General features: G+C 61.3%; 21 protein-coding genes and 1 tRNA gene. 12 read left to right on the forward strand and 10 right to left on the reverse strand.

All coding sequences use genetic code 11. From position 1 onward, the window contains the following. Window positions 1–331 precede the first annotated feature (331 nt). Window positions 332–3,415: a hypothetical protein gene (locus QM659_RS08035; RefSeq protein ID WP_415188012.1), complete on the reverse strand. Its 3,084-nt coding sequence runs from the start codon at window positions 3,413–3,415 to the stop codon at window positions 332–334. 433 nt (window positions 3,416–3,848) lie between these two features. Between QM659_RS08035 and QM659_RS08040 the strand changes: the two genes are divergently transcribed. Both QM659_RS08040 and QM659_RS08045 read left to right on the forward strand, forming a co-directional pair. Continuing rightward, window positions 3,849–4,169, forward strand: coding sequence for a 2Fe-2S iron-sulfur cluster-binding protein (locus QM659_RS08040; protein WP_127076428.1), 321 nt, complete (start codon window positions 3,849–3,851; stop codon window positions 4,167–4,169). 13 nt (window positions 4,170–4,182) lie between these two features. Continuing rightward, window positions 4,183–5,253 (forward strand): NAD(P)/FAD-dependent oxidoreductase, encoded by a 1,071-nt coding sequence (locus QM659_RS08045; protein ID WP_303487963.1) that lies wholly within the window; start codon window positions 4,183–4,185, stop codon window positions 5,251–5,253. 57 nt (window positions 5,254–5,310) lie between these two features. Here the strand turns inward: QM659_RS08045 and QM659_RS08050 are convergent, their stop codons facing one another. Continuing rightward, on the reverse strand, window positions 5,311–5,634 hold the full coding sequence (locus tag QM659_RS08050; RefSeq protein WP_415188013.1) for a DUF1476 domain-containing protein: 324 nt from the start codon (window positions 5,632–5,634) through the stop codon (window positions 5,311–5,313). A 288-nt stretch (window positions 5,635–5,922) separates the two neighbouring features. Between QM659_RS08050 and purC the strand changes: the two genes are divergently transcribed. The 5 genes from purC to purL all read left to right on the forward strand — a co-directional run bounded on the left by purC (window position 5,923) and on the right by purL (window position 10,555). Next, complete coding sequence (gene purC / locus QM659_RS08055; protein WP_127076431.1) at window positions 5,923–6,699, forward strand: phosphoribosylaminoimidazolesuccinocarboxamide synthase; 777 nt, start codon at window positions 5,923–5,925, stop codon at window positions 6,697–6,699. 29 nt (window positions 6,700–6,728) lie between these two features. Beyond that, a complete protein-coding gene (purS, locus tag QM659_RS08060; protein WP_415188014.1) occupies window positions 6,729–6,968 on the forward strand; it encodes a phosphoribosylformylglycinamidine synthase subunit PurS in 240 nt (79 codons plus the stop codon). Then, window positions 6,965–7,648: a phosphoribosylformylglycinamidine synthase subunit PurQ gene (gene purQ, locus QM659_RS08065; RefSeq protein WP_303487969.1), complete on the forward strand. Its 684-nt coding sequence runs from the start codon at window positions 6,965–6,967 to the stop codon at window positions 7,646–7,648. Before purS ends, purQ begins: the two co-directional genes overlap by 4 nt. A gap of 56 nt (window positions 7,649–7,704) precedes the next feature. Continuing rightward, on the forward strand, window positions 7,705–8,115 hold the full coding sequence (locus QM659_RS08070) for a hypothetical protein (protein ID WP_303487971.1): 411 nt from the start codon (window positions 7,705–7,707) through the stop codon (window positions 8,113–8,115). Window positions 8,116–8,341: 226 nt separating this feature from the next. Next, entirely contained in the window at window positions 8,342–10,555 is a 2,214-nt protein-coding gene (gene purL / locus QM659_RS08075; protein WP_415188015.1) for a phosphoribosylformylglycinamidine synthase subunit PurL, read from the forward strand. 501 nt (window positions 10,556–11,056) lie between these two features. Here purL and QM659_RS08080 read toward each other — a convergent pair. The 5 genes from QM659_RS08080 to lspA all read right to left on the reverse strand — a co-directional run bounded on the left by QM659_RS08080 (window position 11,057) and on the right by lspA (window position 13,673). Continuing rightward, a tRNA-Pro gene (locus tag QM659_RS08080) sits at window positions 11,057–11,133 on the reverse strand. Between the two features lie 238 nt (window positions 11,134–11,371). Continuing rightward, on the reverse strand, window positions 11,372–11,620 hold the full coding sequence (locus tag QM659_RS08085) for a hypothetical protein (RefSeq protein ID WP_127076436.1): 249 nt from the start codon (window positions 11,618–11,620) through the stop codon (window positions 11,372–11,374). 180 nt (window positions 11,621–11,800) lie between these two features. Next, window positions 11,801–12,238, reverse strand: coding sequence for a phasin family protein (locus tag QM659_RS08090; RefSeq protein ID WP_127076437.1), 438 nt, complete (start codon window positions 12,236–12,238; stop codon window positions 11,801–11,803). A 419-nt stretch (window positions 12,239–12,657) separates the two neighbouring features. Beyond that, complete coding sequence (locus QM659_RS08095) at window positions 12,658–13,137, reverse strand: hypothetical protein (protein ID WP_415188016.1); 480 nt, start codon at window positions 13,135–13,137, stop codon at window positions 12,658–12,660. 35 nt (window positions 13,138–13,172) lie between these two features. Continuing rightward, on the reverse strand, window positions 13,173–13,673 hold the full coding sequence (gene lspA, locus QM659_RS08100) for a signal peptidase II (protein WP_303487983.1): 501 nt from the start codon (window positions 13,671–13,673) through the stop codon (window positions 13,173–13,175). Window positions 13,674–13,839: 166 nt separating this feature from the next. Here lspA and QM659_RS08105 point away from each other — a divergent pair, with 166 nt between their 5' ends. From QM659_RS08105 to QM659_RS08120, 4 genes are all read left to right on the forward strand, one after another. Further along, on the forward strand, window positions 13,840–14,574 hold the full coding sequence (locus tag QM659_RS08105; RefSeq protein WP_415188017.1) for a hypothetical protein: 735 nt from the start codon (window positions 13,840–13,842) through the stop codon (window positions 14,572–14,574). 344 nt (window positions 14,575–14,918) lie between these two features. Further along, the gene (gene hemH / locus QM659_RS08110) at window positions 14,919–15,989 is read left to right on the forward strand and encodes a ferrochelatase (protein ID WP_415188018.1); all 1,071 of its coding nucleotides are present in this window, start codon (window positions 14,919–14,921) and stop codon (window positions 15,987–15,989) included. A 509-nt stretch (window positions 15,990–16,498) separates the two neighbouring features. Further along, complete coding sequence (locus QM659_RS08115; protein WP_127076442.1) at window positions 16,499–16,849, forward strand: DMT family protein; 351 nt, start codon at window positions 16,499–16,501, stop codon at window positions 16,847–16,849. Window positions 16,850–16,943: 94 nt separating this feature from the next. Beyond that, window positions 16,944–17,705 carry a fused DSP-PTPase phosphatase/NAD kinase-like protein gene (locus QM659_RS08120; RefSeq protein WP_415188019.1) on the forward strand — a complete coding sequence of 254 codons (762 nt, stop codon included), beginning with the start codon at window positions 16,944–16,946 and terminating at the stop codon, window positions 17,703–17,705. 126 nt (window positions 17,706–17,831) lie between these two features. On the opposite strand, the gene QM659_RS08125 is transcribed toward QM659_RS08120, so the two are convergent. From QM659_RS08125 to QM659_RS08135, 3 genes are all read right to left on the reverse strand, one after another. Continuing rightward, window positions 17,832–19,679, reverse strand: a complete 1,848-nt coding sequence (locus QM659_RS08125; protein ID WP_415188020.1) for an ABC transporter ATP-binding protein — start codon at window positions 19,677–19,679, stop codon at window positions 17,832–17,834. Between the two features lie 230 nt (window positions 19,680–19,909). Then, window positions 19,910–20,206, reverse strand: a complete 297-nt coding sequence (locus QM659_RS08130; RefSeq protein WP_127076445.1) for a hypothetical protein — start codon at window positions 20,204–20,206, stop codon at window positions 19,910–19,912. 354 nt (window positions 20,207–20,560) lie between these two features. Then, on the reverse strand, window positions 20,561–20,836 hold the full coding sequence (locus QM659_RS08135; RefSeq protein WP_127076446.1) for a hypothetical protein: 276 nt from the start codon (window positions 20,834–20,836) through the stop codon (window positions 20,561–20,563). 169 nt (window positions 20,837–21,005) lie between these two features. Here QM659_RS08135 and QM659_RS08140 point away from each other — a divergent pair. After that, on the forward strand, window positions 21,006–22,069 hold a 1,064-nt coding region (locus QM659_RS08140; RefSeq protein ID WP_415188021.1), incomplete at its 3' end, for a hypothetical protein.

Raw genomic sequence — 22,069 nt, forward strand, 5'->3', positions numbered from 1 at the left:
ACTCGAGGAGGCGCGGGGCTTTTCGGCGCAATTTGGTTCGACAGCGACAGCGCCGGATACGACCGGCTCTGCTGGTGAGATCGACATGCGGGAATGTCGATTCGACCGTTGGCTTCCGAAGCCTGATCGCAACGGGTTGCAAGGCCGGAGCGCGAGCACGAGCGTTTCAAAAAGCGAAAATACGCGAGAGCCCGACGGATCGAGCGGTGAAAACGCGCGACAGACGGAAAAAGCGCGGGGCCGTATCAGGCGCCCGCGCTCAGACTGATTAACTCTACGGACGCGAGGCGCCTCCTCACAGGGAAACCGCTTCGCACTTTTCCTGACGCGCTTAGCCGCCGAGGCGCCCGCTGATATGGGACAGTACGAAATAAATGCGCCCTTCTTCCGAAGCCAGCCTCGACTGAACGCTTCCACCGCGCGGATCGCTGCGGCTCAGATCCTGAAGCATCTTCTCGAAATCGCCGAGGTAGCGCTCGACAATGGAGCGGAAGGTCTTGTCGGTCTCGTATCGCCGCAGGACGCGGTCGACGACGCCCTGGCCCTGACGGCTGTAGAAACCGCGCTGCTTCAGGATTTCCGTCTCGCCGCGCTTCAGCCGCTGCCACACTTCCATCACGCGGCGCTCGTCGATGCACGCAGCGATGTCGCTCATCGTGAAGTCGGAGCCAGAGTCTCCAGCCTCGGGAGCATTGGCGGAACGGGGCGCGAAGGAGCCCGGAAGCCCGGCCTGCTCATCCTTGTCGAAGAAGTTGCCATCGTCCTCGGAAGCACGGGCGAGGAGATCGCCGAGGCTCCAGTTGCCCCGCCGCTCCGCCGCAGGAGGCTCCTGATAAACGGTCTGCACGGGTTGAGGCTGAGGCTGCGGAGGAGGCGGAGCCGGGATAGGATCGGGAAGCGCCTGACGCGCGGGCGGCTGCTCGGGCCAAAGCGCCTTTTCGGATGGCGGCTGGCCGAAATCGTATCCCTGACGCTGGGGCGCGAACGCCTCCTGCTGCGGGGGCAATTGCTGCTGGACCTGCTCGCGACGGTCGGGCGTGGAGACCGCGCTGGAATAAGCATGGCGGTTCGCAAGGTCGGAAAGCGCGTCGAGAGCCGAAAGCTGATCCTGAAGGGCGCGGCGCATCGCGCCAGCGCTCTGCTTGGCGGTTTCCGGCAAGCCTTTCGCGTGGCGCTGAAGCTCGTTCTGCGCCGTTTCGAGATCGACCGCCGCGCGCCGCGTGTTGTCCCGGACCACGCGCGTCGTATCGGAAAACTTGGAGGACAGGGCCGTAAGCTGGCTCGAAACCTGATCCGAAAGCGATGTGAAGTTGGCCTGCAACTCGGATACGGCTTTTTGCGTGTGCTCTTGCGCGTCGGCACGGAGCCGTTCGATTTCGCGGATGGCGACCTGAGACTTTTCCGCCGAGTCCTTGGCAAGAAGTTCCGTCACCTTCCGGGCGCGCAGTTCGGCCTGACTGAGGGACTGCTCCAGCATGTTGGAGTAGCTGTTCATCATGCGGTCGAGTTCGGTCGCGCGAGTCGACAGCGTTTCCATCAACTTGGTGAAGGCGGCCTGCCGGTGCTCCATCATCGTGTCGACTTTTGCGTTCGACATCTCGAAGGTACGGGATGCAGTCGCAAGCGCATTGCCCTGATCCTCGAAGCGCTTCGTCAGACCGCCGAGCTGGGATACGAGGTTCGCCGAAACTTCCTTGAGAACACGCGCCTGATTGGACAGCGCTTCAGAGCCGCTGTTCGAGCGCGCCGCAAGTTCCTCGACCGCGCGCTGAATATTCACGGAACTCGTCGTGACCGCGCGCTCGATGGAGGAAGCCTGCCGCGCAAGCATGTGCTCCATCGACCCGGAGTGCTTGTCCAAGGTCTCGCGAATATTCGCCGAGTGCTTGCCGACGGAAGAGTCGAGCGCCTGTGTCCGGGCGGCAAGCGCCTGGTCGAGCTGCTTCGCGCGCTCCGACAGATTGACTTCGAAATTATGCGTACGGCGGGAAAGGATCGTCTCAAGCCCCTGGATGCGCTCGGCGAGCGTCGTGTCGATCGAGCGCGAATGCTCGCTCAGCACGGTCTGGAGCACGGAGGTCTTGTCGGTAAGCGTGGCGTCGAGAGACTGTGTCTTCTCGGCAAGCGCCGTTTCGAGCGCGGCAAGGTTCCGCGTCGCGCCGTCTATGATACCGCTGAGGCGCGTCTGCTCCGTGCCGAGCTTTTCGAGGAGCACGGGGATTTCGCGGCCGACGCGCTCGCTCATGCCGATGACTGAGGTCACGAGGCTGTTGCCCTTGGCCGAGATCGCGGCAGCCGTGCGGTCCGAAGTTTCCTGAATGGCGCGGGTGACTTCGAGGCTGGAAATGCGCAGCGCTTCCGCCGCCTGCGCGCCATGCTTCGTGAGCTGGTCTGTGATCCGCGCCCCGCGTTCGGCGAGCTTCTCGTCGATCGCGGCGCCGGCTGCCGTGACAGCGGCGGTGATCTTCTGCCCACGTGTCGCGAACGCCTCGGTCATGGTGTTGCTGGCGTGGCCGAGCGACTGCGTCGCCTTTTCGCTGGCGGCGGTGATTTCGCGCGTGACCTGCGAGCCGATGCCGCGCAATGCCTCGCTGACGCGCTCGCTGTTGTTCGCCAGCGCCTCGCGCTCGCTTGCAAGCTCGTTGATGAGGTTGCGGATCCGGTTCTCGTTCTCCGTATAGGACCGTTCGAGCGCCGCGACCTCGTTGTGAACGAGGGCTTCCAGTTCGCCGGCGCGGCCGAGCGCACGGGAAATGGCGTCGTTCATCGCCGCAACCTGGCGACGGACCGTCTGGCCCAGCGACGCGACCGACTGCTCCGCCATGCGATCCGGCTCGGCAAGCCGCACCGCGACCTCGGTCATGGCGGAGGACATGAGGCGCAATTCCTGCGCGCGCCAGACAAGGATCGCCAAGAACCAGAAGAGCGCGATCGGAATCACGACCGTTGCAATGACCCCGAAAACGGCCGGGTTCGCGATCATTTCCGCCGTCGTCTCGGCACCTTCGAAGCTTTTCTGAAAGACCGCCCACGACACGAGCATGCCGAGCGCGAACCAGACGCCCGATGCGGCGAGCGCGATCATGAAGGGTGAGCGCGAGGGCCTCTGCTGAAGGGCGTAGATGAGGCCGCCGATGGACGGCATGTCGTCATTGGCCGGCCTTGCGGCTACCCGCTTCGCGCCGGTCGTGCGGGCGGGAGCGTTGGACGAGATATGAACTGTGCTGTCGTCTTGGTCCGGCTGCACGCGGCGCGGCTGGGGCTGCTGGCCGTCCCGGCCCGCGGGCGACCGTGTGTTGGCGCCCTGAGCAGCTGCATTTTTTTCCAGAGCGTTGCCGCCGGTGACCTTGTCTTTCGCCTCGTCCTCAGGCTTGAGGTCGATGGGCGTCTGAGAGATCGCTTGTTTTTGACTCATCAGGCCGTCCTGACAGCATGTGGTGTGACCAAGATTCCGCCTGCGCCGCAAAAAACACACGTGACGGCGCTACGCATCAACTCCAGGCAGATCGTCATAGCCCCCTCAGACACGCTCACCGAGCGCCGACAAAATCCCATCCAACAGCTTGGCTAACGGACTTTTGAGGCTAAAAAAAGATTACCTGAAGACACGCAGTTTTAATGAAGCATCGAAACTTTTCCACTGAAACAATGCGTATTCATTCAGTGTCATAGTGCGATTCGAGCCGCGGGGATGAAAGCGGAAGCGGCTCGTGCGTGAAAACCACAGGTTTTTTTTACGGCGGAGGACAACTTCCGGCCCGGTGCGGAGGCGCGACGGCCGCTGCGATTGGCTCCCGGAAATTTCCCCCCATCTCTCCTGCATAGAAGGCTCGCCAAGGGATTTGGGCATGATCAAGGTCACATTCATCGAACATAACGGTACGGTTCACACGGTCGACGGCGAGCCGGGCCAGACGCTGATGGAAACGGCGGTCAAACACACCGTACCCGGCATCGTCGCCGAATGTGGCGGCGCGTGCTCCTGCGCAACCTGTCACGTCTATGTCGACGAGACCTGGAAGGACAAGACCGGCGCGCCCTCCGAGATGGAAGAGGATATGCTCGACTTCGCGTTCGACGTGCGGGCATCGAGCCGCCTCAGCTGTCAGATCCGGCTCAAGCCAGAGCTTGACGGACTCGTCGTGCGCATCCCAGAATTCCAGAACTGATGCAGGGGGGAGAATGGCCTTGGATATGAATGTCGGGCTCGGCGCGGGCGGCGGCGCGGAAATCCGGACGGATGCGCTCATCATCGGCGCGGGGCCTGTCGGCCTTTTCGCCGTGTTTGAACTCGGGCTCGTCGATATCAAGGCGCATGTGATCGACATCCTCGACAAGCCGGGCGGCCAGTGCGCGGAGCTTTACCCCGAGAAGCCGATCTACGACATTCCGGCGCATCCGACGATAACAGGGCAGGCGCTCACGGATCGGCTTCTCGAACAGGCCCGTCCATTTGAACCCACATTTCATTTCGGGCAGCGCGTCGAAGCGCTGAGAAAGACGGATGGCGGCTTCGAGGTGGAAACGGACCTCGGCACCCGGTTTCGCGCAAAGGTGGTTGTGGTCGCGGCGGGCGGAGGTTCGTTTACGCCGAAGCGTCCGCCCCTCCAGGGGATCGAATCTTACGAAGGCGCATCGGTTTTTTACGCGGTGCGCAAGATCGACGCATTCCGTGACCAGGCGGTTCTGATCGTCGGCGGTGGCGACTCCGCGCTCGACTGGACGCTGAACCTGCAGCCGATCGCGAAGAGCGTGACGCTGATTCACCGGCGCGAAGAGTTTCGCGCCGCCCCCGACTCGGTGAACAAATTGCGCGAGCTTCTCGCCGACGGGTCCGTGCGTTTCATTCAGGGCCAGCTTACGAAGCTGAACGGCGACAACGGCATGCTGCGCTCGGTCACGGTTCGCGGCCCCGTCGGTGGCGTGGAACTCGAATATGAAGTCGAGGCGGAACGGCTCCTGCCATTCTTCGGGCTGACGATGAAGCTCGGCCCCATCGCCAATTGGGGGCTGAACCTCAACGAAAATCAGATCGCCGTCGATACGGCGCGGTTCGAGACGTCGGAGCCTGGCATCTTCGCCATCGGCGACATCAACGCCTATCCCGGCAAGCTGAAGCTCATCCTTTCAGGTTTTCACGAAGCCGCGCTGATGGCGCAGGCCGCGCAGAAGATCGTCTATCCCGACAAGCGATCCGTCTTCCAGTACACGACGTCGTCATCGAGCCTTCAGCGCAAGCTCGGCGTTATCTGACAATGCCCGCGAGCGGCCTCGCGGGCATTGTCGCCTGTTATTTGCTGGACGGATTCTCTATTTTCCCGCCTCGATCTCGGCGAGCGCCTGCCCCGTCAGTTCGAGAATCTTGCGGCGCAAAGCCTTGTCGTCGACGGCAACGCCCTTTGCCTTGAAATCGGTCAGAACTTTCGCGATGACGTCCTCATCGCCCGGTTCCAGAAAGTCGGCGCGGATCACATCCTTGGCGTAGGCATCGGCTTCGGAGCCGGAGAGCCCCAATTGCTCGGCCGCCCAAAGGCCGAGATAGCGATTGCGCCGTGCCGTCGCCTTGAAGCGCAGATCCTCGTCGCGGGCGAATTTGGCTTCGAAAGCGTTTTCGCGGTCGTCGAATGTCGTCACGGAAGAGTCCTCCCCTCGGCCACGCTTGCGAGGACTTTAAGACTGCCGCTCGCGAAGCCATCTTTGATGAATGCCTTGCCTGAACACCTTAGCATGGATACCGTTGGTTGGCTCGAAGTCAACATGGCCATCCCATCAATTTCGGAATCGTTCTGGATTTGGGACGCGAGAGCGCGTTTTGCCAGCGGATTTCGTGTGGACGCGTGACAACGCACCAAATATGCGCTTCAAGTACCGACAATGACATCCGCCACGATTATTTCCTTCTTGAGAAGGGGGTCTACTACCATGAACAATCGCCGCCGCCGCATCTACGAAGGAAAGGCGAAGGTTCTCTATGAAGGGCCGGAGCCCGGCACCCTCATCCAGCACTTCAAGGACGACGCGACCGCGTTCAACGCCCAGAAGCATGAGCGCTTCGAAGGCAAGGGCGTGCTGAACAACCGGATTTCCGAGTACATTTTCAGCCGCCTGAACGAGATCGGCGTGCCGACTCATTTCATCCGTCGCCTTAACATGCGCGAGCAACTGATCCGCGAAGTGGAGATCATCCCGCTCGAAGTCGTGGTGCGAAACGTCGTCGCGGGATCGCTCGGCACGCGCCTCGGGCTCGAAGAGGGCATGCAGCTTCCGCGCTCCATCATCGAGTTCTATTACAAAGCCGACAAGCTGAACGATCCGATGGTGACCGAAGAGCACATCACCGCCTTCGGCTGGGCCGCGCCGCAGGAAATCGACGAGATGATGGCGCTCGCGCTTCGAATCAACGATTTCCTTTCCGGTCTGTTCCTCGGCATCGGCATCCGCCTCGTCGACTTCAAGGTCGAGTTCGGCCGCATCTACGATCCCGATGGGCAGGTGCGCATCGTGCTCGCCGACGAGATCAGCCCCGACTGCTGCCGCCTCTGGGACATCGAGACGAAGGACAAGCTCGACAAGGACCGCTTCCGCCGCGACATGGGCGGGCTTCTCGAAGCCTACTCCGAGGTTGCAAGGCGACTCGGCATTCTTGTCGACAACCCCGCGCCGAAGCCGAAAGGCCCGGTGCTCGTGCAATCGAAGTAGCTAGATATCGATCAATGCCGGAGACGACAATGAAGGCGCGCATTACCGTAACCCTCAAGAACGGGGTGCTCGACCCGCAAGGGCGCGCCATCGCGAACGCGCTTCATTCGCTGGGCTTTGGCGGCGTCGAGGATGTGCGCCAGGGCAAACTCATCGAAGTGGAGTTGAAGGCTGCGGACGAGGCGGCGGCGCATACCGAACTTGACGCCATGTGCCGCCAGCTTCTCGCGAACCCCGTGATCGAAAACTACAGGGTCGAACTTCTATGAAGTCTGCCGTCATCGTCTTTCCCGGCTCGAACTGCGATCGCGACGCGGCCGTGACGCTCGAAGCCGTGACGGGCGTGAAGCCCGTCATGGTCTGGCATGGCGACGAGGCCCTGCCGAAAGTCGACCTCATCGTGTTGCCGGGCGGATTCTCCTATGGAGACTATCTGCGCTCGGGCGCGATGGCGGCGCAGTCGCCCATCGTGCGCGCAGTGAAGGCCGAAGCGGAGCGAGGCGTCGCCGTGCTCGGCATATGCAACGGCTTCCAGATCCTGACAGAGACGGGGCTTCTTCCCGGCGCGCTCATGCGCAACAGCGGCCTCAACTTCATCTGCCGCGATGTCGACCTGATAGTGGAGCGCACAGATACGGCCTTCACCAACGCCTACACGCAAGGCGAACGCGTTACGATCCCCATCGCTCACAAGGACGGCTCCTATTTCGCGGAAGACGAGACGCTGAACCGGATCGAGGGCGAAGGACAGGTGGTGTTCCGCTATGCGCCGACCCCGGAGGGCGCAAGCGGAAATCCGAACGGTTCCCGCCGCGACATCGCTGGCCTTATCGACCGCACCGGGCGTATCATGGGGCTCATGCCGCACCCTGAACGCGCAGCCGATGCCGCTCTAGGCGGAATCGATGGCCGTCGCCTGTTCGAATCGCTTACACGGACTTTGAACTAGCGAGTCAAACTTTTGCGTCTCCAAGGGTCAACCGCTCCAGCGAAAGGATCGCCATCATGAGTTTCGACGACGAAGTTGATGAAGTGAAGCGCGAGATGCAGACCGCCAAGCTCGACCCCGAGGCTCGCCGCGAGACCGCCGCGAAGCTCGTCGAGCGTCTGAACGAGCAGATCGCCTCGAAGCGGCTGGACTTCGTCCTCGCCGAAGCCGAGGGCGACCCCATCGTGCAGATCAAGTACAAGCCGGACAGCGAGACGCTCGCCAACGTCTATATCCACGAGGACGGCAGCATCACGTTCCAGGCCGCCGGCATATCCGACGAGGCGGACGACGATGACGACGATTCCGGCTATTTCCCCAGCTATGTCGAATACATGGACGAAGAGGAATTCCTCGAAGACGCGTATGACATGCTGAAGGTCGGTTTGGCCGAATATGAACTCGACCGCGAGCAGCGCTCCGTCTGAGCCTGCCATCGCAAGCTGCTTCATGGCCGGACGCGTTCCGGCCATGCTGATCGCTCGGGCGGACAGGCCGGGCGGTTGTTAGTTGTTGCCGGTCAACCCGTGCGCACGCGTTTCGAGTGCCGGTTGATCTCGTGTTTGGAAGAACGACCTCGCCTCAAGACCGGGCATGCCCGCCAAGCGGGGAGATGGGCCGCGCTCTGAAGTGGCCCGCGACAGGATCATCTCTATGCCCGCCACCCATGACGCCATCATCGCCACCGAAGAAACGGCCGCCGCTCACCGCATGGGCGCGGACGAATTCCGCCTCGCCTGCGAGAAGCTCGGGCGCGCGCCGAACCTCACCGAACTCGGTATCATTTCGGTGATGTGGTCGGAGCACTGCTCCTACAAGTCGTCGCGCGTGTGGCTGAAGAAGCTGCCGACGACCGGGCCGCACGTCATCTGCGGCCCCGGCGAAAACGCTGGCGTGATCGATATCGGCGACGGACAGGCGATCATCTTCAAGATGGAAAGCCACAACCACCCGTCCTTCATCGAGCCTTATCAGGGCGCGGCGACGGGCGTCGGCGGCATTATGCGCGACGTGTTCACCATGGGCGCGCGCCCCATCGCATTGCTGAATGCGCTGCGTTTCGGCGAACCGGACCACCCGAAGACGCGCCATCTCGTGGCGGGCGTCGTGGCCGGCATCGGCGACTACGGCAACTGTATGGGCGTGCCGACCGTGGGCGGCGAGACGAATTTCGACGCGCGCTACAACGGCAATATCCTCGTCAACGCGATGTGTGTCGGCCTCGCGGATGCGAACCGCATCTTCTATTCGGCGGCTGCGGGCGCGGGTAATCCCGTCGTCTATGTCGGCTCGAAGACCGGCCGCGACGGCATCCACGGCGCAACCATGGCTTCCGCTGAGTTCGACGACAATTCGCAGGAGCAGCGCCCCACCGTGCAGGTGGGCGATCCGTTCGCCGAGAAGCTCCTGCTCGAAGCCTGCCTCGAACTCATGGCCGAAGACGCGATCCTCGCCATTCAGGACATGGGCGCGGCTGGCCTGACCTCCTCGTCGGTCGAAATGGCGGCGAAGGGCGGCTCCGGCATCGAACTGAGTCTCGACCTCGTGCCCCAGCGCGAGGAGGGCATGACGGCCTACGAGATGATGCTCTCCGAGAGCCAGGAGCGCATGCTCATGGTGCTGCGCCCCGGCTCGGAGGGGCTGGCCGAACGCATCTTCAGGAAGTGGGAACTCGATTTCGCCGTGATCGGCACGACCACCGACACCGGGCACCTCGTGCTGCGCCACAAGGGCGCAACCGTGGCCGACCTGCCGACCGGCATCCTCGCGGACGAAGCTCCGGTCTACAACCGTCCCATCGCGCCGAAGCCCGTGCCCGCCGTCATCCCGTCGGAGAATGTGCCCGCGCCGAACAGCCTCGGCGACGCGCTGGTCGCGCTCATCGGGTCGCCGCATCTGTGCTCGCGCCGCTGGATCTGGGAGCAGTACGACCACATGGTCATGGACGATACCGTGGTGCGTCCCGGCTCGGACGCGGCCGTGGTTCGTATCCACGGCACGAACAAGGCCGTCGCGCTTTCGACGGACGTCACGCCGCGCTATTGCTACGCCGACCCGTTCGAGGGCGGCAAGCAGGCCGTCGCGGAGACGTGGCGAAACATCACCGCATCCGGTGGCAAGCCGCTCGCCATCACCGACTGCATGAATTTCGGCAATCCCGAGCGCCCGGAGATCATGGCGGAATTCGCCCGCGCCATCGAGGGGATGGGCGAGGCTTGTCGCGCGCTCGAATATCCCGTCGTGTCCGGCAACGTATCGCTCTACAATGAAACGAACGGCGAAGGCATCCTGCCCACGCCCGCGATCGGCGGCGTTGGGCTCATCGCCGATGTCTCGCGCGTGGCGACGGTGGCGCTTAAGCCCGGCGACGAGGTCGTGGTGGTGATCGGCGCGGAAACCGGCCATCTCGGACAGTCGCTCTATCAGCAGCACGCAACCGGCCGCGTCGAAGGGGCGCCGCCACCCGTCGATCTCGATGCCGAGAAGCGCGCGGGGGATTTCGTGCGTGGCCTTGTCGAGGCAGACGTTACGAGCACCGTTCACGATATTTCGGACGGAGGCGCGCTCGTCGCCCTCGCTGAAATGGCCATCGCCGGGCGGCGCGGGCTGACCTATGTTCCAGCCGAAAGCCTCGCACCCCATGCCGCCGCCTTTGGCGAGGAGCAGGGCCGCTATCTCGTCGGCCTGTCTCGCAAGGAAGCCTTGCGCGTCCTCACCGATGCGAAGACCGGCGGTATATCCGCGCGCGTCGTGGCCGAAATTGGCGGCGATGCCATCGTGATCGGCGGAGAAAAGCCGGTGCCGCTCGCCGAGCTTCGCGGCGCGCATGAAGAATGGCTGCCCGCCTACATGAGCGGAAAGCGGTAGGGACATCTTGTTGCGAAGCACGCGCTTCATGCAGATCGCAAGACGGGCGCTTGCGCGGTAAGCCCCGGTTTCATCAGAAGATCGGGCATGAGCATCGCTAACGGCACGAGCGGATTTCCCGCAACACGCGTCAAAGCCAAGGGCAAGATCGTGCCCTCGATTCCCGGAAAGCGGATAAGTTCGGCCTTCCGGCAAGACCGGTGGCGGCGTTTGCGGGGCAATCGGTCTGCCCGGAAGCCATGTGACTGGGGGGCGCCCCAAGCCCGTGCCGGTTAAGCGGCCTCAGTCAGACGGTTCCGGCTGAAGGGCACATCTTGCAAAGCGTGTGTGTCTCGACGCGATCGACCTTCCCACAGACGCCGCCGACCTTGCCGCTTGCTACCGGCAAAAGTGGGCGCGTTGAAAAAGCGCAAGGGCACCGAGAGCTATCGCCGGCAGGCTCCCGCGCAGGGCGAACGACGCGCCACGAAAGCCTCAAGACATCATCATCTGTTGTAAGAATGGTCGGAGTGGAGTGATTCGAACACTCGACCCCCTCGTCCCGAACGAGGTGCGCTACCAGGCTGCGCTACACTCCGACATGATCGCATCGATACGATGCGAAAGGCAGGGCGTCCGGTCGTCCCGAACGCGTTTGCCGTATATACCCGCCTCGCTGCCGTATCGCAAGCGCTGAAAAGGCGTTTGTTTCAATTTCTTGAACGCGGCCTTGTCGCGCGTTTCTGCTGTCCTGTCGGGGACGTCGTGTAACTCGCCCCGGCGACATGTCGAGCATCACGCTGTTCGAAGGCGGGCAGACACAAAGCGCGCGACGCGCTAGCAAAGGAGGGCGGGCCGCGCCATGGAGGCGAGCCGGGACGTGTTCTTCTCACGGGCGGCCATCTTCACCTTGGCCGCGTAAATCGCGAGGCAGTCGGAAAATTCGGAGGCTTTTTCCGGCGAAAGCTGAATGAAAGCGAGTGCCTCTCCGTCGCGATCCTCGATCTGGATGGTAATCTTCTTGTCGGCATCCTCCGCCCAAGCCCGAATGACCGCCGGTTCGCGCTTCGAGTGATCCTTTTTCATACTGCTTCCCCTTTACGAGTACCTGTGCCGACCAGCCCGATGCCCGGCCACACGCAAAAGTAAGCAAAGAATGTGCCCATTCCACGTCAAAGCGTTAACCAACGTTTCATTTCGATCAAGGGCGGGCGACACTTGGCGAAGCCGCATCGAGAAAGCTCATGCGACTTCCGCCAGATTGCATCAGTTGCCGCTGTAGAAGGGGTTCGACGGAACCGAATTCGCGGCATTCTGCACGGTTTGCGTGGCAGCGCGCGAGCCTTCCTTAACCGTCTTGACCGTCAATTCGCGCAGTTCCTCCAACTGACGGCTGAACGCTTCCATCTGATCGCGGAGATGGGCGTTTTGCAGTTCGACGATCTCGCTCAGATGTTTCGCATCGGTCAGCTTGAGCGCGAGGCTGAAATTCGCATCGGCGTTCTGGCGGGTGAAGGCCGCGATCCTTTCGTTAAGCTGCTTGAGGCCATCGGCGGCGGGAACGGACGACGTGTCCACACCCTGAATAAGCTTTTCGCTCGACGCTGCGAACGTGTCGAACGCCTTCTGCGCCTGCTCGATGCTCGTCTTGAGAATGCTGCGAACGGAATCGGGAAGTTCGCCGAAATTGGGTGTATCGGTCATGTTCGTTCTCCCTTTGATTTGCCCGGCGAAGTCGAAACGGGTTAATTGCCGTATTCCGCGATGCGCGCGGATACGGTTAATATCCTGAATATTGAAGATATGCGGCAATTTAGCAAGCGCTCGCGGTGTTTTCTTTGGCACGGGCGGCAAATTCTTCGTGTCGCGTTTCAGACGCGTCCCTCGCGCGGGACCGGGACATTATGGGGGAAAACCGACGTCGGCGGCTTCACCGATCAACCGATCCGGGATGTCCATTGCTTAGAAGTCGGAACGCTGGTAGGTGCCCGCCTATCACCTCAGCCGGACGGGCGCGTTTCGCCGCCTGAAGGCGCACACGCCCCGGCGATTGTCATTTTAAGCTATTCAGCAGGCGATACCGGAGCGTTGTCGCTCGATGGCAACTTGGTACTGGGCTTAGGCTATTGGACCTTTTTGCCCTTCTCGTCATCGTCCTTCGTCGTACCGATGGCGCGGGAGACCCAGTCCGGACGGCAACGGGTGTCCTGGTTCACGTTCTTGTTGAACCTGTCGATGTTGCCCTTGTCGTCTGTCCATTCACCGTTGCGGCAATATTCCTTGCGCTTGGCTTCGGCGTCTTTCTTGGCCTGCTTCTTGGCTTCTTCGGGATCGGTAGGCCATGCCTGCGCGGCGGCCATCTGCGGCGCTTCGCCCGGAACGGGCAGCGGCGCATGCGCCGGCGGCATGACGAGGGGAGCGCGTTCCTGAAGGTTCGGCTCGGGCGCCGGCTTGCCCATCAGGGTTTCCTTGACGTTCACGCCGGCAGCATCGAGCAGGGGCGCGTTAATTTCGAGATCCGGCCCGCCATCGCAGCCAGCCAGAACCACGGCAAGCGCAAACGCCGCCGATACGCCAATCACGCCTTTTCGCGATGCGAACATGGTTTGCCGCCCCCGATTCCCGTCCAAACCGAGCGTTAGGCTTGGTTTCCGGCTTCTTTATGGCTTGATTTTAACGAGTCGTAAAGGAGCCCTCCGACGCCTGCCACGATGGCGATGTCGGCGAGGTTGAAGACATACCAGCTGAACGAGCCCATGTGGAAATGGAAGAAGTCCGCGACTGCGCCATACTGCATCCGGTCGATGGCGTTGCCGAGCGCACCGCCCATGATAAGGCCGACCGCCACCGCCGAAAGCCGTGTCTGCATGTGCGCCAGCCAGAGGAAGAGCGCGAGCGTCGCGGCAAGCGCGAACCCGATCAGAAGCCATTGGCCGGCGGCGTCGTCCTGCTTGAAAAGCCCATAGGACACGCCGCGATTCCACACGAGCACGATGTCGAAAAACGGCGCGACGACAACTTTCGCGGTCTCTCCCGTCTGAAAGAAGGCGATCGTCCACGCCTTCTGAACCTGATCCACGAGAAGGGTCGCGGCGGCGAAGATGAGGCCTGTCAGGCTATATGATCCCCAGATTCTCATCGGTGCCTCGAAGACCTGATGCGGCAGACGAAGCCTCTCTAGCCGAGCAAACCCGCCCACACAAGCGCCGCGCTTGGATGAAAAGGCCCCGGACGCCTTGAGAACGACAGGTGACAGCCGCACGGGGCCGGTCTATAAGCGCCGCCTAGAAGGGGGGACGGAAACGATGAGCCAGACGATCATCTCCATGAAGTGGGGCAAGCGTTACGGCCCGGATTACGTCAACCGTCTCCATTCCATGATCCGCCGCCACACCGCTCGCCCGACCCGTTTCGTCTGCTACACGGACGACGTGGAAGGCATAGACGAAGGTGTCGAAACCTACCCGCTCCCGCATATCGAACTGCCCGAAAAGCAGCGCTGGTGGCCCTGGCGCAAGATTTCGCTCTGGCAAAGGGAACTCGACGGGATTTCGGGCGAGGTGCTTTTTCTCGATCTCGACGTCGTCATCACCGGCAGCCTCGACGATTTCTTCGATTACAAGCCGGGGCATTTCTGCGTGGCGCGCAACTGGACGCAGCCGAAAGAGCGAATCGGCAACACGTCCGTTTATCGGTTCCCGGTCGGCGGCCACCCCTACCTCTACGACCGCCTGATGAGCGATTTCGACCTCTATTACGGAAAATATCGCAACAGCCAGACGTTCATTTCCCGCGAAATCAGCGACATGGAGTTCTGGCCGGATGCCTGGTGCCACAGCTTCAAGCACAGCCTGATCCCGAAGTGGCCGCTCAATCTCATCAAGACCCCTCCGCTGCCAGCGGGAACGAAGGTGGTGGCCTTCACAGGCAAACCCGATCCGGACGAGGCAGTCGTCGGGAGATGGCCGCGCGACCATTGGTATCATGTGTTCTACAAGCAGGTGCGGCCGACGCCGTGGATCGCGGAACACTGGCGCTGATTCGTGTTTTGATGCGGCGAATTACGGCCTTGCGCGAGCGGTTTTGTTTAACAAAACGTTGCAAAAGCGGGCTAGATAAGGTGGCGTCAGCCGACGTTGCGGCGAAATGGTACTAACACGTTGTTCAGCCAGCGTTTGCGAACGTAGAAGTGGATTACTATCTCTTCCCCGCAAGCATGCGTTTTCGTCACTGCTCACGAAAAATCGATTATTTTTTGGGCATATATAGACGTAGGTAGGATGACACGCTGCACTCGACACGCTATTCGAGTATTTCGTTTGCGGGCACAAACGAGCACGAAAATTGCGGCGTCAGATCGCGAAAGCAGGTGGGAGGCAGAATTATGAACTTTATGCCGCAGCGTTTCTGGGGGGTGGCGCGCACTCCACTGGCTGCGCCCGCCGACCATCCGCTCGTCAATTACGGCCGGATCGGGATTCTGCTCGTCAACCTCGGGACGCCGGATGGCACGGGTTATTGGCCCATGCGCCGCTACCTCAAGGAATTCCTTTCCGACCGGCGCGTGATCGAAGCCAATTCCGTCGTCTGGTGGCTGATCCTCAACATGGTCGTTCTAACCAAGCGCCCCTTTACGTCCGGCGAAGCCTATCGCTCCGTCTGGAACTCCGAACGCGACGAGTCGCCGCTCCGCACCATTACGCGCAGCCAGAGCGAAAAGATCAGCGCTCTTCTTGCGCGCGACCCGCGCATCGAAGTCGACTGGGCAATGCGCTACGGTAATCCGAGCATCAAGTCGCGGCTCGAAGCGCTTCAGGAAAAAGGCTGCGACCGCATCCTGATCTTCCCGCTTTATCCTCAATATTCGGCGGCTACGACCGCAACCGCGTGCGACAAGGTCTTCGACGCATTGAAGGAAATGCGCTGGCAGCCGACCATTCGCGTGGTTCCCCCCTATTTCGAAGACCCCGACTATATCGATGCCCTTGCGGCATCCACGAAGTCGCGCATAGCCGCGCTCGATTTCGAACCGGAGGTGGTGATCTCGTCTTTTCACGGGCTGCCGCGCTCCTACACGGACAATGGCGACCCCTATTACTGTCACTGCGCGAAAACGGTGCGTCTTCTTCGCGATGCGCTCGGCTGGTCCGAGAGCCGCCTCTTGCTGACCTTCCAGTCGCGCTTCGGTTCGGCGGAGTGGCTACAGCCCTACACGGCAGACACCATCGCGGAACTGGCGCAAAAGGGCGTGAAGCGCGTGGCGGTGATCACACCCGGCTTCTCTTCCGATTGCATCGAAACGCTGGAGGAGATGGGCATCCAGGGCGCCGAGATCTTTACCGAGAACGGCGGCGAGAAATTTGCTGCCCTGCCTTGCCTGAACGATTCGCACGAGAGCATCGACGCGCTGACGACGATCATCAAGCGCGAGCTTTCCGGCTGGGTCGACTTCTAAAGCTCGCGTGCGGAAAGGTGCGCGCATTTGAGTGGATCAAAAGCGGATACGCTTCAGCCACGATGAATTCAGCAGGCGGCAGCCGGGAGGCTGTGTCGCTAAAAGAATATTAGGCCGCACCGGTTTTTGCGCCACCTTGGTCCGCCGGCGTTTGTTACCTTGGGAAGAAGGCGTCAACGGCGGCCGTTGTTTCGCGCCCGCGGTATCACTTGCCGATGACCCGGCACTTCTGCGATCATCCGTCCGGCAATGAGTTCCACGCCCCCCCCGGCTCAGGAAATTTGCGGATTCTGGAAGCGCAAACTTGACGGCAGAATTGAGCGCGTCATGTCTCAAACCGCAAACTTATCGGAAGCGGCCGGGTTCCGCTATCTCGGCGGACAAGTCGACATGAGTTGGGGTGCGTCCGGTCCAGCGTAAAGCGGATACGCTTCGGGATCATCTGCGGCAACAAGCCGGCGCGTTGAGCAGAAGGCGTGCCCAACGGCAGCGCAAGTGAGGGAAACCGGATGACATCTGCGAATATCGTGCCCGTTTTGCTGCTCCTCGTCTCCAACGTCTTCATGACGTTCGCCTGGTACGGCCATCTCAAATTCACCGACCGGCCGCTCTGGATCGTGATCCTGGTGAGCTGGTCCATCGCTTTTTTCGAATATTGCCTCGCTGTCCCGGCGAACCGCATCGGGAGCACCGTTTATTCCGGCGCAGAACTGAAGGCGATTCAGGAAGTTATCACGCTCATCGTCTTTGCGGTGTTCGCGATCACCTATCTCGGCGAACGGTTCACAATCAATCACGTTATCGGGTTTAGCTTCATTGCGCTGGGCGCATTCTTCGTTTTCAAGGGACCGATCTCGTAAGAGGGCGCGGGGGATGTCGACGTTTGACGCTTGGACGCCGGGCCAGAAGCGGGCTATATCGAAAGAACGAGGAAATCCCGATGTCGCAGGTTGCATGACCTTTAATCCGTTCCGCTCAGCCAAACGCTTCCTTAAGCCCTACTCCAAGGCAGTGGGCGGCAGCTACCGTCGATGGCGACACGACCTTGACGGGCGCGCGCCGGAACGCATCAGGCGGCGTGCGAACAAGGTGCTCGACTATTTCGACCTGTACTTCATGGATCACCACTTTTTCCGCTCGATCTATTCAAATCGGCATCAGATCGCGCCCGGCGTCTGGCGTTCCGCGCAACCGAGTCCGGCGCATATCGCGTGGCTCGCAGCGCGCGGCATCAAGACCGTCGTCAACCTGCGCGGCGAGCGCGATTGCGGCAGCTACCGGCTCGAAGCGGAAGCGTGTGAGCGTCACGGCATCCGGCTGATCAACTTTCAGCTGCAATCGCGAATGGTGCCGCAGGCTGACGTGATCCGGCAGGCGCGCGCGCTATTCGACGAGATCGAATATCCGGTGCTGTTTCATTGCAAATCCGGCGCGGACCGTGCCGGGATGATGGCCGCGCTCATCATGTACATGAAGGAGGGACAGCCCATCGAGCAGGCGGCGAAGCAGCTCAGCCTCAAGTTCGGGCACATCCGCAGTTCTGAAACCGGCGTTCTCGACTATCTCTTCGAGCGCTACCTCGCCGACAACACCGAGGAGCCGATGACGTTCTTCGAGTGGGTGGAAACGCGCTACGATCCGGGCGAAATCAAGCGCAACTTCAAGCCGAGCCACTGGGCGAATTTCGTGGTCAACCGCGCCCTTCAGCGCGAATAGGCGGCGGCTGGAGCACGGCATTTCAAGGCAAAGCGTTTTGCGCAAAGCCAACGCAACATACCGATTGCTTGCATTGTCCCGATGTCAGGCGCCTCGCCTGAAACCCGCAATGGCACGTTGCACCCATCACGCGGCGCTTTCCCGGGCCTCTTTTTCCTGCTTTCCCGCTTCCGCCGCGATGCGCGTCGCATAGTCCTGATCTTCAAGGGTCAGCATCTGCGACCTGCACAATTGCGCGTAGGCGCCATCGCGCGCGAGAAGCTCGGCATGCGTGCCCTTCTCGGTGATGCTCCCCTCCTCCATCACGCAAATCATGTCCGCGTTCTTCACCGTGGAAAGCCGATGCGCGATGACGAGGGTGGTGCGCGTCTCGCTGAACCTCGCGAGCGCGTCCTGCACGAGCCGCTCCGATTCCGCATCCAGCGCGCTCGTCGCTTCGTCGAGCAGCAGAATGGGTGCGTCGCGCAGGATCGCGCGGGCGAGCGCCAGACGCTGACGCTGGCCGCCGGACAAACGGAGGCCCCGGTCGCCCAGACGCGTCTCGTAGCCCTCGGGCAGCCGCGTTATGAAGTCGTGCGCGTTGGCTGCCTTCGCGGCAGCGATAATCTCGTCGCGGGTTGCGTCGAGCCTGCCCAGCGCGATATTCGCCGCCACGGTGTCGTCGAAAAGCGTGATGTCCTGACTCACGAGCGCCATCTGATCGCGGATCGAATCCACCGTGACTTCGCGGAGAGTCTGGCCGTCAATCGCGATCTGGCCGCTCTGCGGATCGTAGAGACGGGGCACGAGATTGAAGATCGTCGACTTGCCGGCGCCGCTTTTGCCGACGAGCGCCACGGTGGTGTTGGATTCGACAGTCAACGAGAAATCCCGCACTGCGTTCGGGCCGTCGTCGCTATAAGAAAATGAGACGTTGTCGAAGACGATCCGGCCGCCGCCGGTGAGGATCAGCGGTTTGGCGTCCGGCGGCGAAACGACGACAGGCTTTTCATTGAGAACGTCATAGAAGCGCTCGGCGGCGGCGAGCCCCTCCTGGATGCGGTTGTTCAGGTTTCCAAAGGAGCGGATCGGCTGGGCCGCCATGAGCAGCGCCGCGATGAAGCCCGTGAAATCCCCCACGGTCTTCGAATCCTGCGAGATGCGGTAGGCCGCGAGCCCCACCACACCGGCAACGGCGAGGCCGCCGAAAACTTCGAGGATCGGGTTCAGCGCCGCCTTTATGCGAACGGTTTTGCGCTGAAACTCCACCGCTTTTTCGAGCTGATCGCTCACGCGATCGTAGGAATACTGTTCGAGGCGGTAAGTCTTGATCAGCCGCAGCGAGGAAAGATGCTCGATCAGAACGGCGGTTGTGGTGCCGATCTGAGCCCAGCCGCGCGATGCGTATTTCCGAACGATGCGCCCGACTTGCGCAATGGGAAAAGCGACCAGGGGGTAGAACAGGAGAATGACGAGCGTCATCACCCAGTCGAGATAGATCATCGAGACGACGAGCGAGACGACGGTGAGGACATCGCGAATCGCGACCGTGAACACCGTCATGATTGCGCCTTGAACCGTGTTGAGATCGCCGTTGACGCGCGTCAGGAGGTTGCCCGGCGGCTCGCTGCTCAACCGCGCGAAATCGGCCCGCATGAGATGCGCATAAAGGCGCTTCTGCATGTCGAGGCCAAGCGTGATGCTGATCCGGTTCGTATAGACGGCCTGGAGATAGTCGAGCAGCCCCTTCAGCGCCGTCACACCCACCATCCCGAGCATGATCATCCAGAGGTAGCCCATGTCGCCCTTGGCGAGCAGATCGTAGGAATATTTGATGACGATGGGATAGAGGCCGGTAACGCCCGCAAGGATCGAAATCAGGATAAACGCACCGATGAGCCGCCACAGGTAGGCCCTGATGTGATCGATCCAAAGCTGGCGTATGAGCCAGCGCGAGCTTTTATGGATCGGGCGACTGTGAGGGCGTTTCGACATGTAACCGCGCGAGAGTGAAGCGCGACGACAAGGCCGCGCACAAGCCTTTGCGCCAGCTTGCACAAGTGTCGTTCGCTGTCAAACGGCCCTCCACCGGCGGTCGACAAGGGCGCGAATGTCGCCCGAATGGGCCCGTGCCCTCCAACGAGGCCCGGCAGAACCGACGTGCCGCATGCCGCAAAAAGAAAACGGCCCTCGAAAGGGCCGTTCGGAGCGATGAGAGGGAGGCGCTACCAGCGCGAACCCCAGCGCCAATGGCTGTGACGCGGGCCGTGGCCCCAACCCGGACGCGGACCCCAACCGGGACCACGCCAACCGGGACCGCGCGAGCCCCAGCGCCAATGGCTGCGGGCGCGGTTATGCCAGCCGCCCGAACCCCAGCGCCAGTGCTGAACCTTCACCACCGCGTCTGCTTTGGCGACCTCGCTCTGAATGACCGAGGCTTGAGAAGAAACGGGAGCAGCCTGCACGGACGCTCCAAACAGAGCCGTGCATGCGACCGCAATCGCAACGACGTATTTCTTCATTTGAACAGACCTTGTTTAAACGCTCCTTTTCTCGGCACACTGAGTATATGGTATGCAAAAAAGAAATCCAGCCCCCCCGAACATGACATTCTTTTTATGGAGTGGGGCGTCTGCGGTCGCAGATTGGACATATCTCCGCCAAGATCGCCGGCGCCCTTCTGCGCCCTAGACCACCTAAAATGTTTCAGTGGAATCAATGGAATAGGGAAAGCCCGGCAGAAGGACCATCGTGTGGCGTCGCATCCCACCCGCGGATTCGGGCAAAATAAAACCTGCGGTCGAGCAGAGCACTCAACCGCAGGTTAAAAGATCTTCCTATGCGCCTAAAAAACGCAGGTGCTTCCGCGACGCAGTTTAGCGGCGCGAACCCCAGCGCCAATGGCTGCGGGCACGATTGTGGAAGCCGGGGCCGCCCCAACGCGGACCGCGCGAACCGTGCCGCCAATGGCTGCGGTCGCGCCCGTGAAAGCCGCGAGAACCCCAGCGCCAGTGCTGAACCTTCACCGTCGCGCCCGTAACGACGGCTTCGGCCTGAAGCATGGGTGCCACGGACGAAGCGGGCGCGGCCTTGGCCGAAAGTCCAAATAGTGCGCCGAACGTAATTACGGCAGCGAATGCAAATGCCTTCATGAGAAAATTCCCTCTCGTTTTCGTTACATCTGTAAGCATACGGAAAAACACATCCCAAAGCTATCAGTTCCAATAAACATTAATTTTACGACAGATTTTCATTCGTGCATCTCCTCGCCGCATTGCATTGTTAGCTAGCGGTGCCGAGAAAGAAAAAGAGATGTTCATCATGACGGCTCACAGCCAATTCGTCTCCCGGGCCTTTGCCATCGTTTTCCCCACACTTCTTCTGGCGATGCCCCTCACCGCTGCCGATGCGGCCGCGCTCAAGCTCCATACCAATCAGCAGGAAATCGAGGAGCTGACGGCCCCCGGGCCGGAGATCGACACTGCCAATCCGGATCAGGTTTTCGCCGCCGTGTTCGAGGCGCTTCCGGAAAAGGCGGTCGTATATCCCACGGAGAGCTACTATTATTTCACGTTCCCCTACAAGGGCATCGTGTACGCGGGCAACATTCGCTTCGACGCGTGGGATCAGTTCGACGGCAAGGTGCATTTCGCCTACTTCCCTCAATATGCCTTTTGGCGCAAGCCGCTCGATCCGGCTTACAAGAAGCTGGGCAAGGAAGACGGCGTCGACGTTAAGCAGATCGACAAGCTTCACTACACGGTCAGCTTCAAAGGCAAGACTGTGGCCTTCGAGCTGCCGGACCTGTCGAAGACGAAGCCCGCGCCCGGTGTGGTTCGCAACGACGAAACCTATATCGGCCCGATTTGGGACGAGTCCGGCGTAAGGTTCGACCTCGTCTTCAACAAGCCTTCGAAGACGTTCCTCTACGTGCTGAACGACACGCCGAAGACTGACCAATATGAGCCCTCGCCGTTCCCCGAGGTCACGGTCGGCAACCGGACGAGTTTCGCTTTCTACAACGACAAGCTCGCCGACCGCCGTATCCTCATCGGCGTGTTCATGGGCAACACGCAGCTCAACAACTATTTCGACGGCCCGTTCGACCAGTTGCCCGACAATTTCATCGAGGGCGACACGCTGCGCGATGCGCTGATCGAAATCGACCCCAGCATCAAGGGCAAGATGGACCGCTACGGCTCCGATCCCAGCGGCGAGGTTCGCTATGCGATCACGACTTACCTGTATTATGGCGATGTCGAGGATCTGAAGCCGGTCGTCGATTGCGCAGCGAAGGAAAGCGACGCGCCGAAATATTACGCGTGCTTCGACGCGAAGCAGCCGGGCGAGGACGGCCCCGAGCAGGGCGACGGCAAGGGCGATGC

It is taken from the genome of Rhodomicrobium sp. (genome assembly GCF_047605405.1).
In the GTDB taxonomy this organism is placed as follows: Bacteria; Pseudomonadota; Alphaproteobacteria; order Rhizobiales; family Rhodomicrobiaceae; genus Rhodomicrobium; species Rhodomicrobium lacus.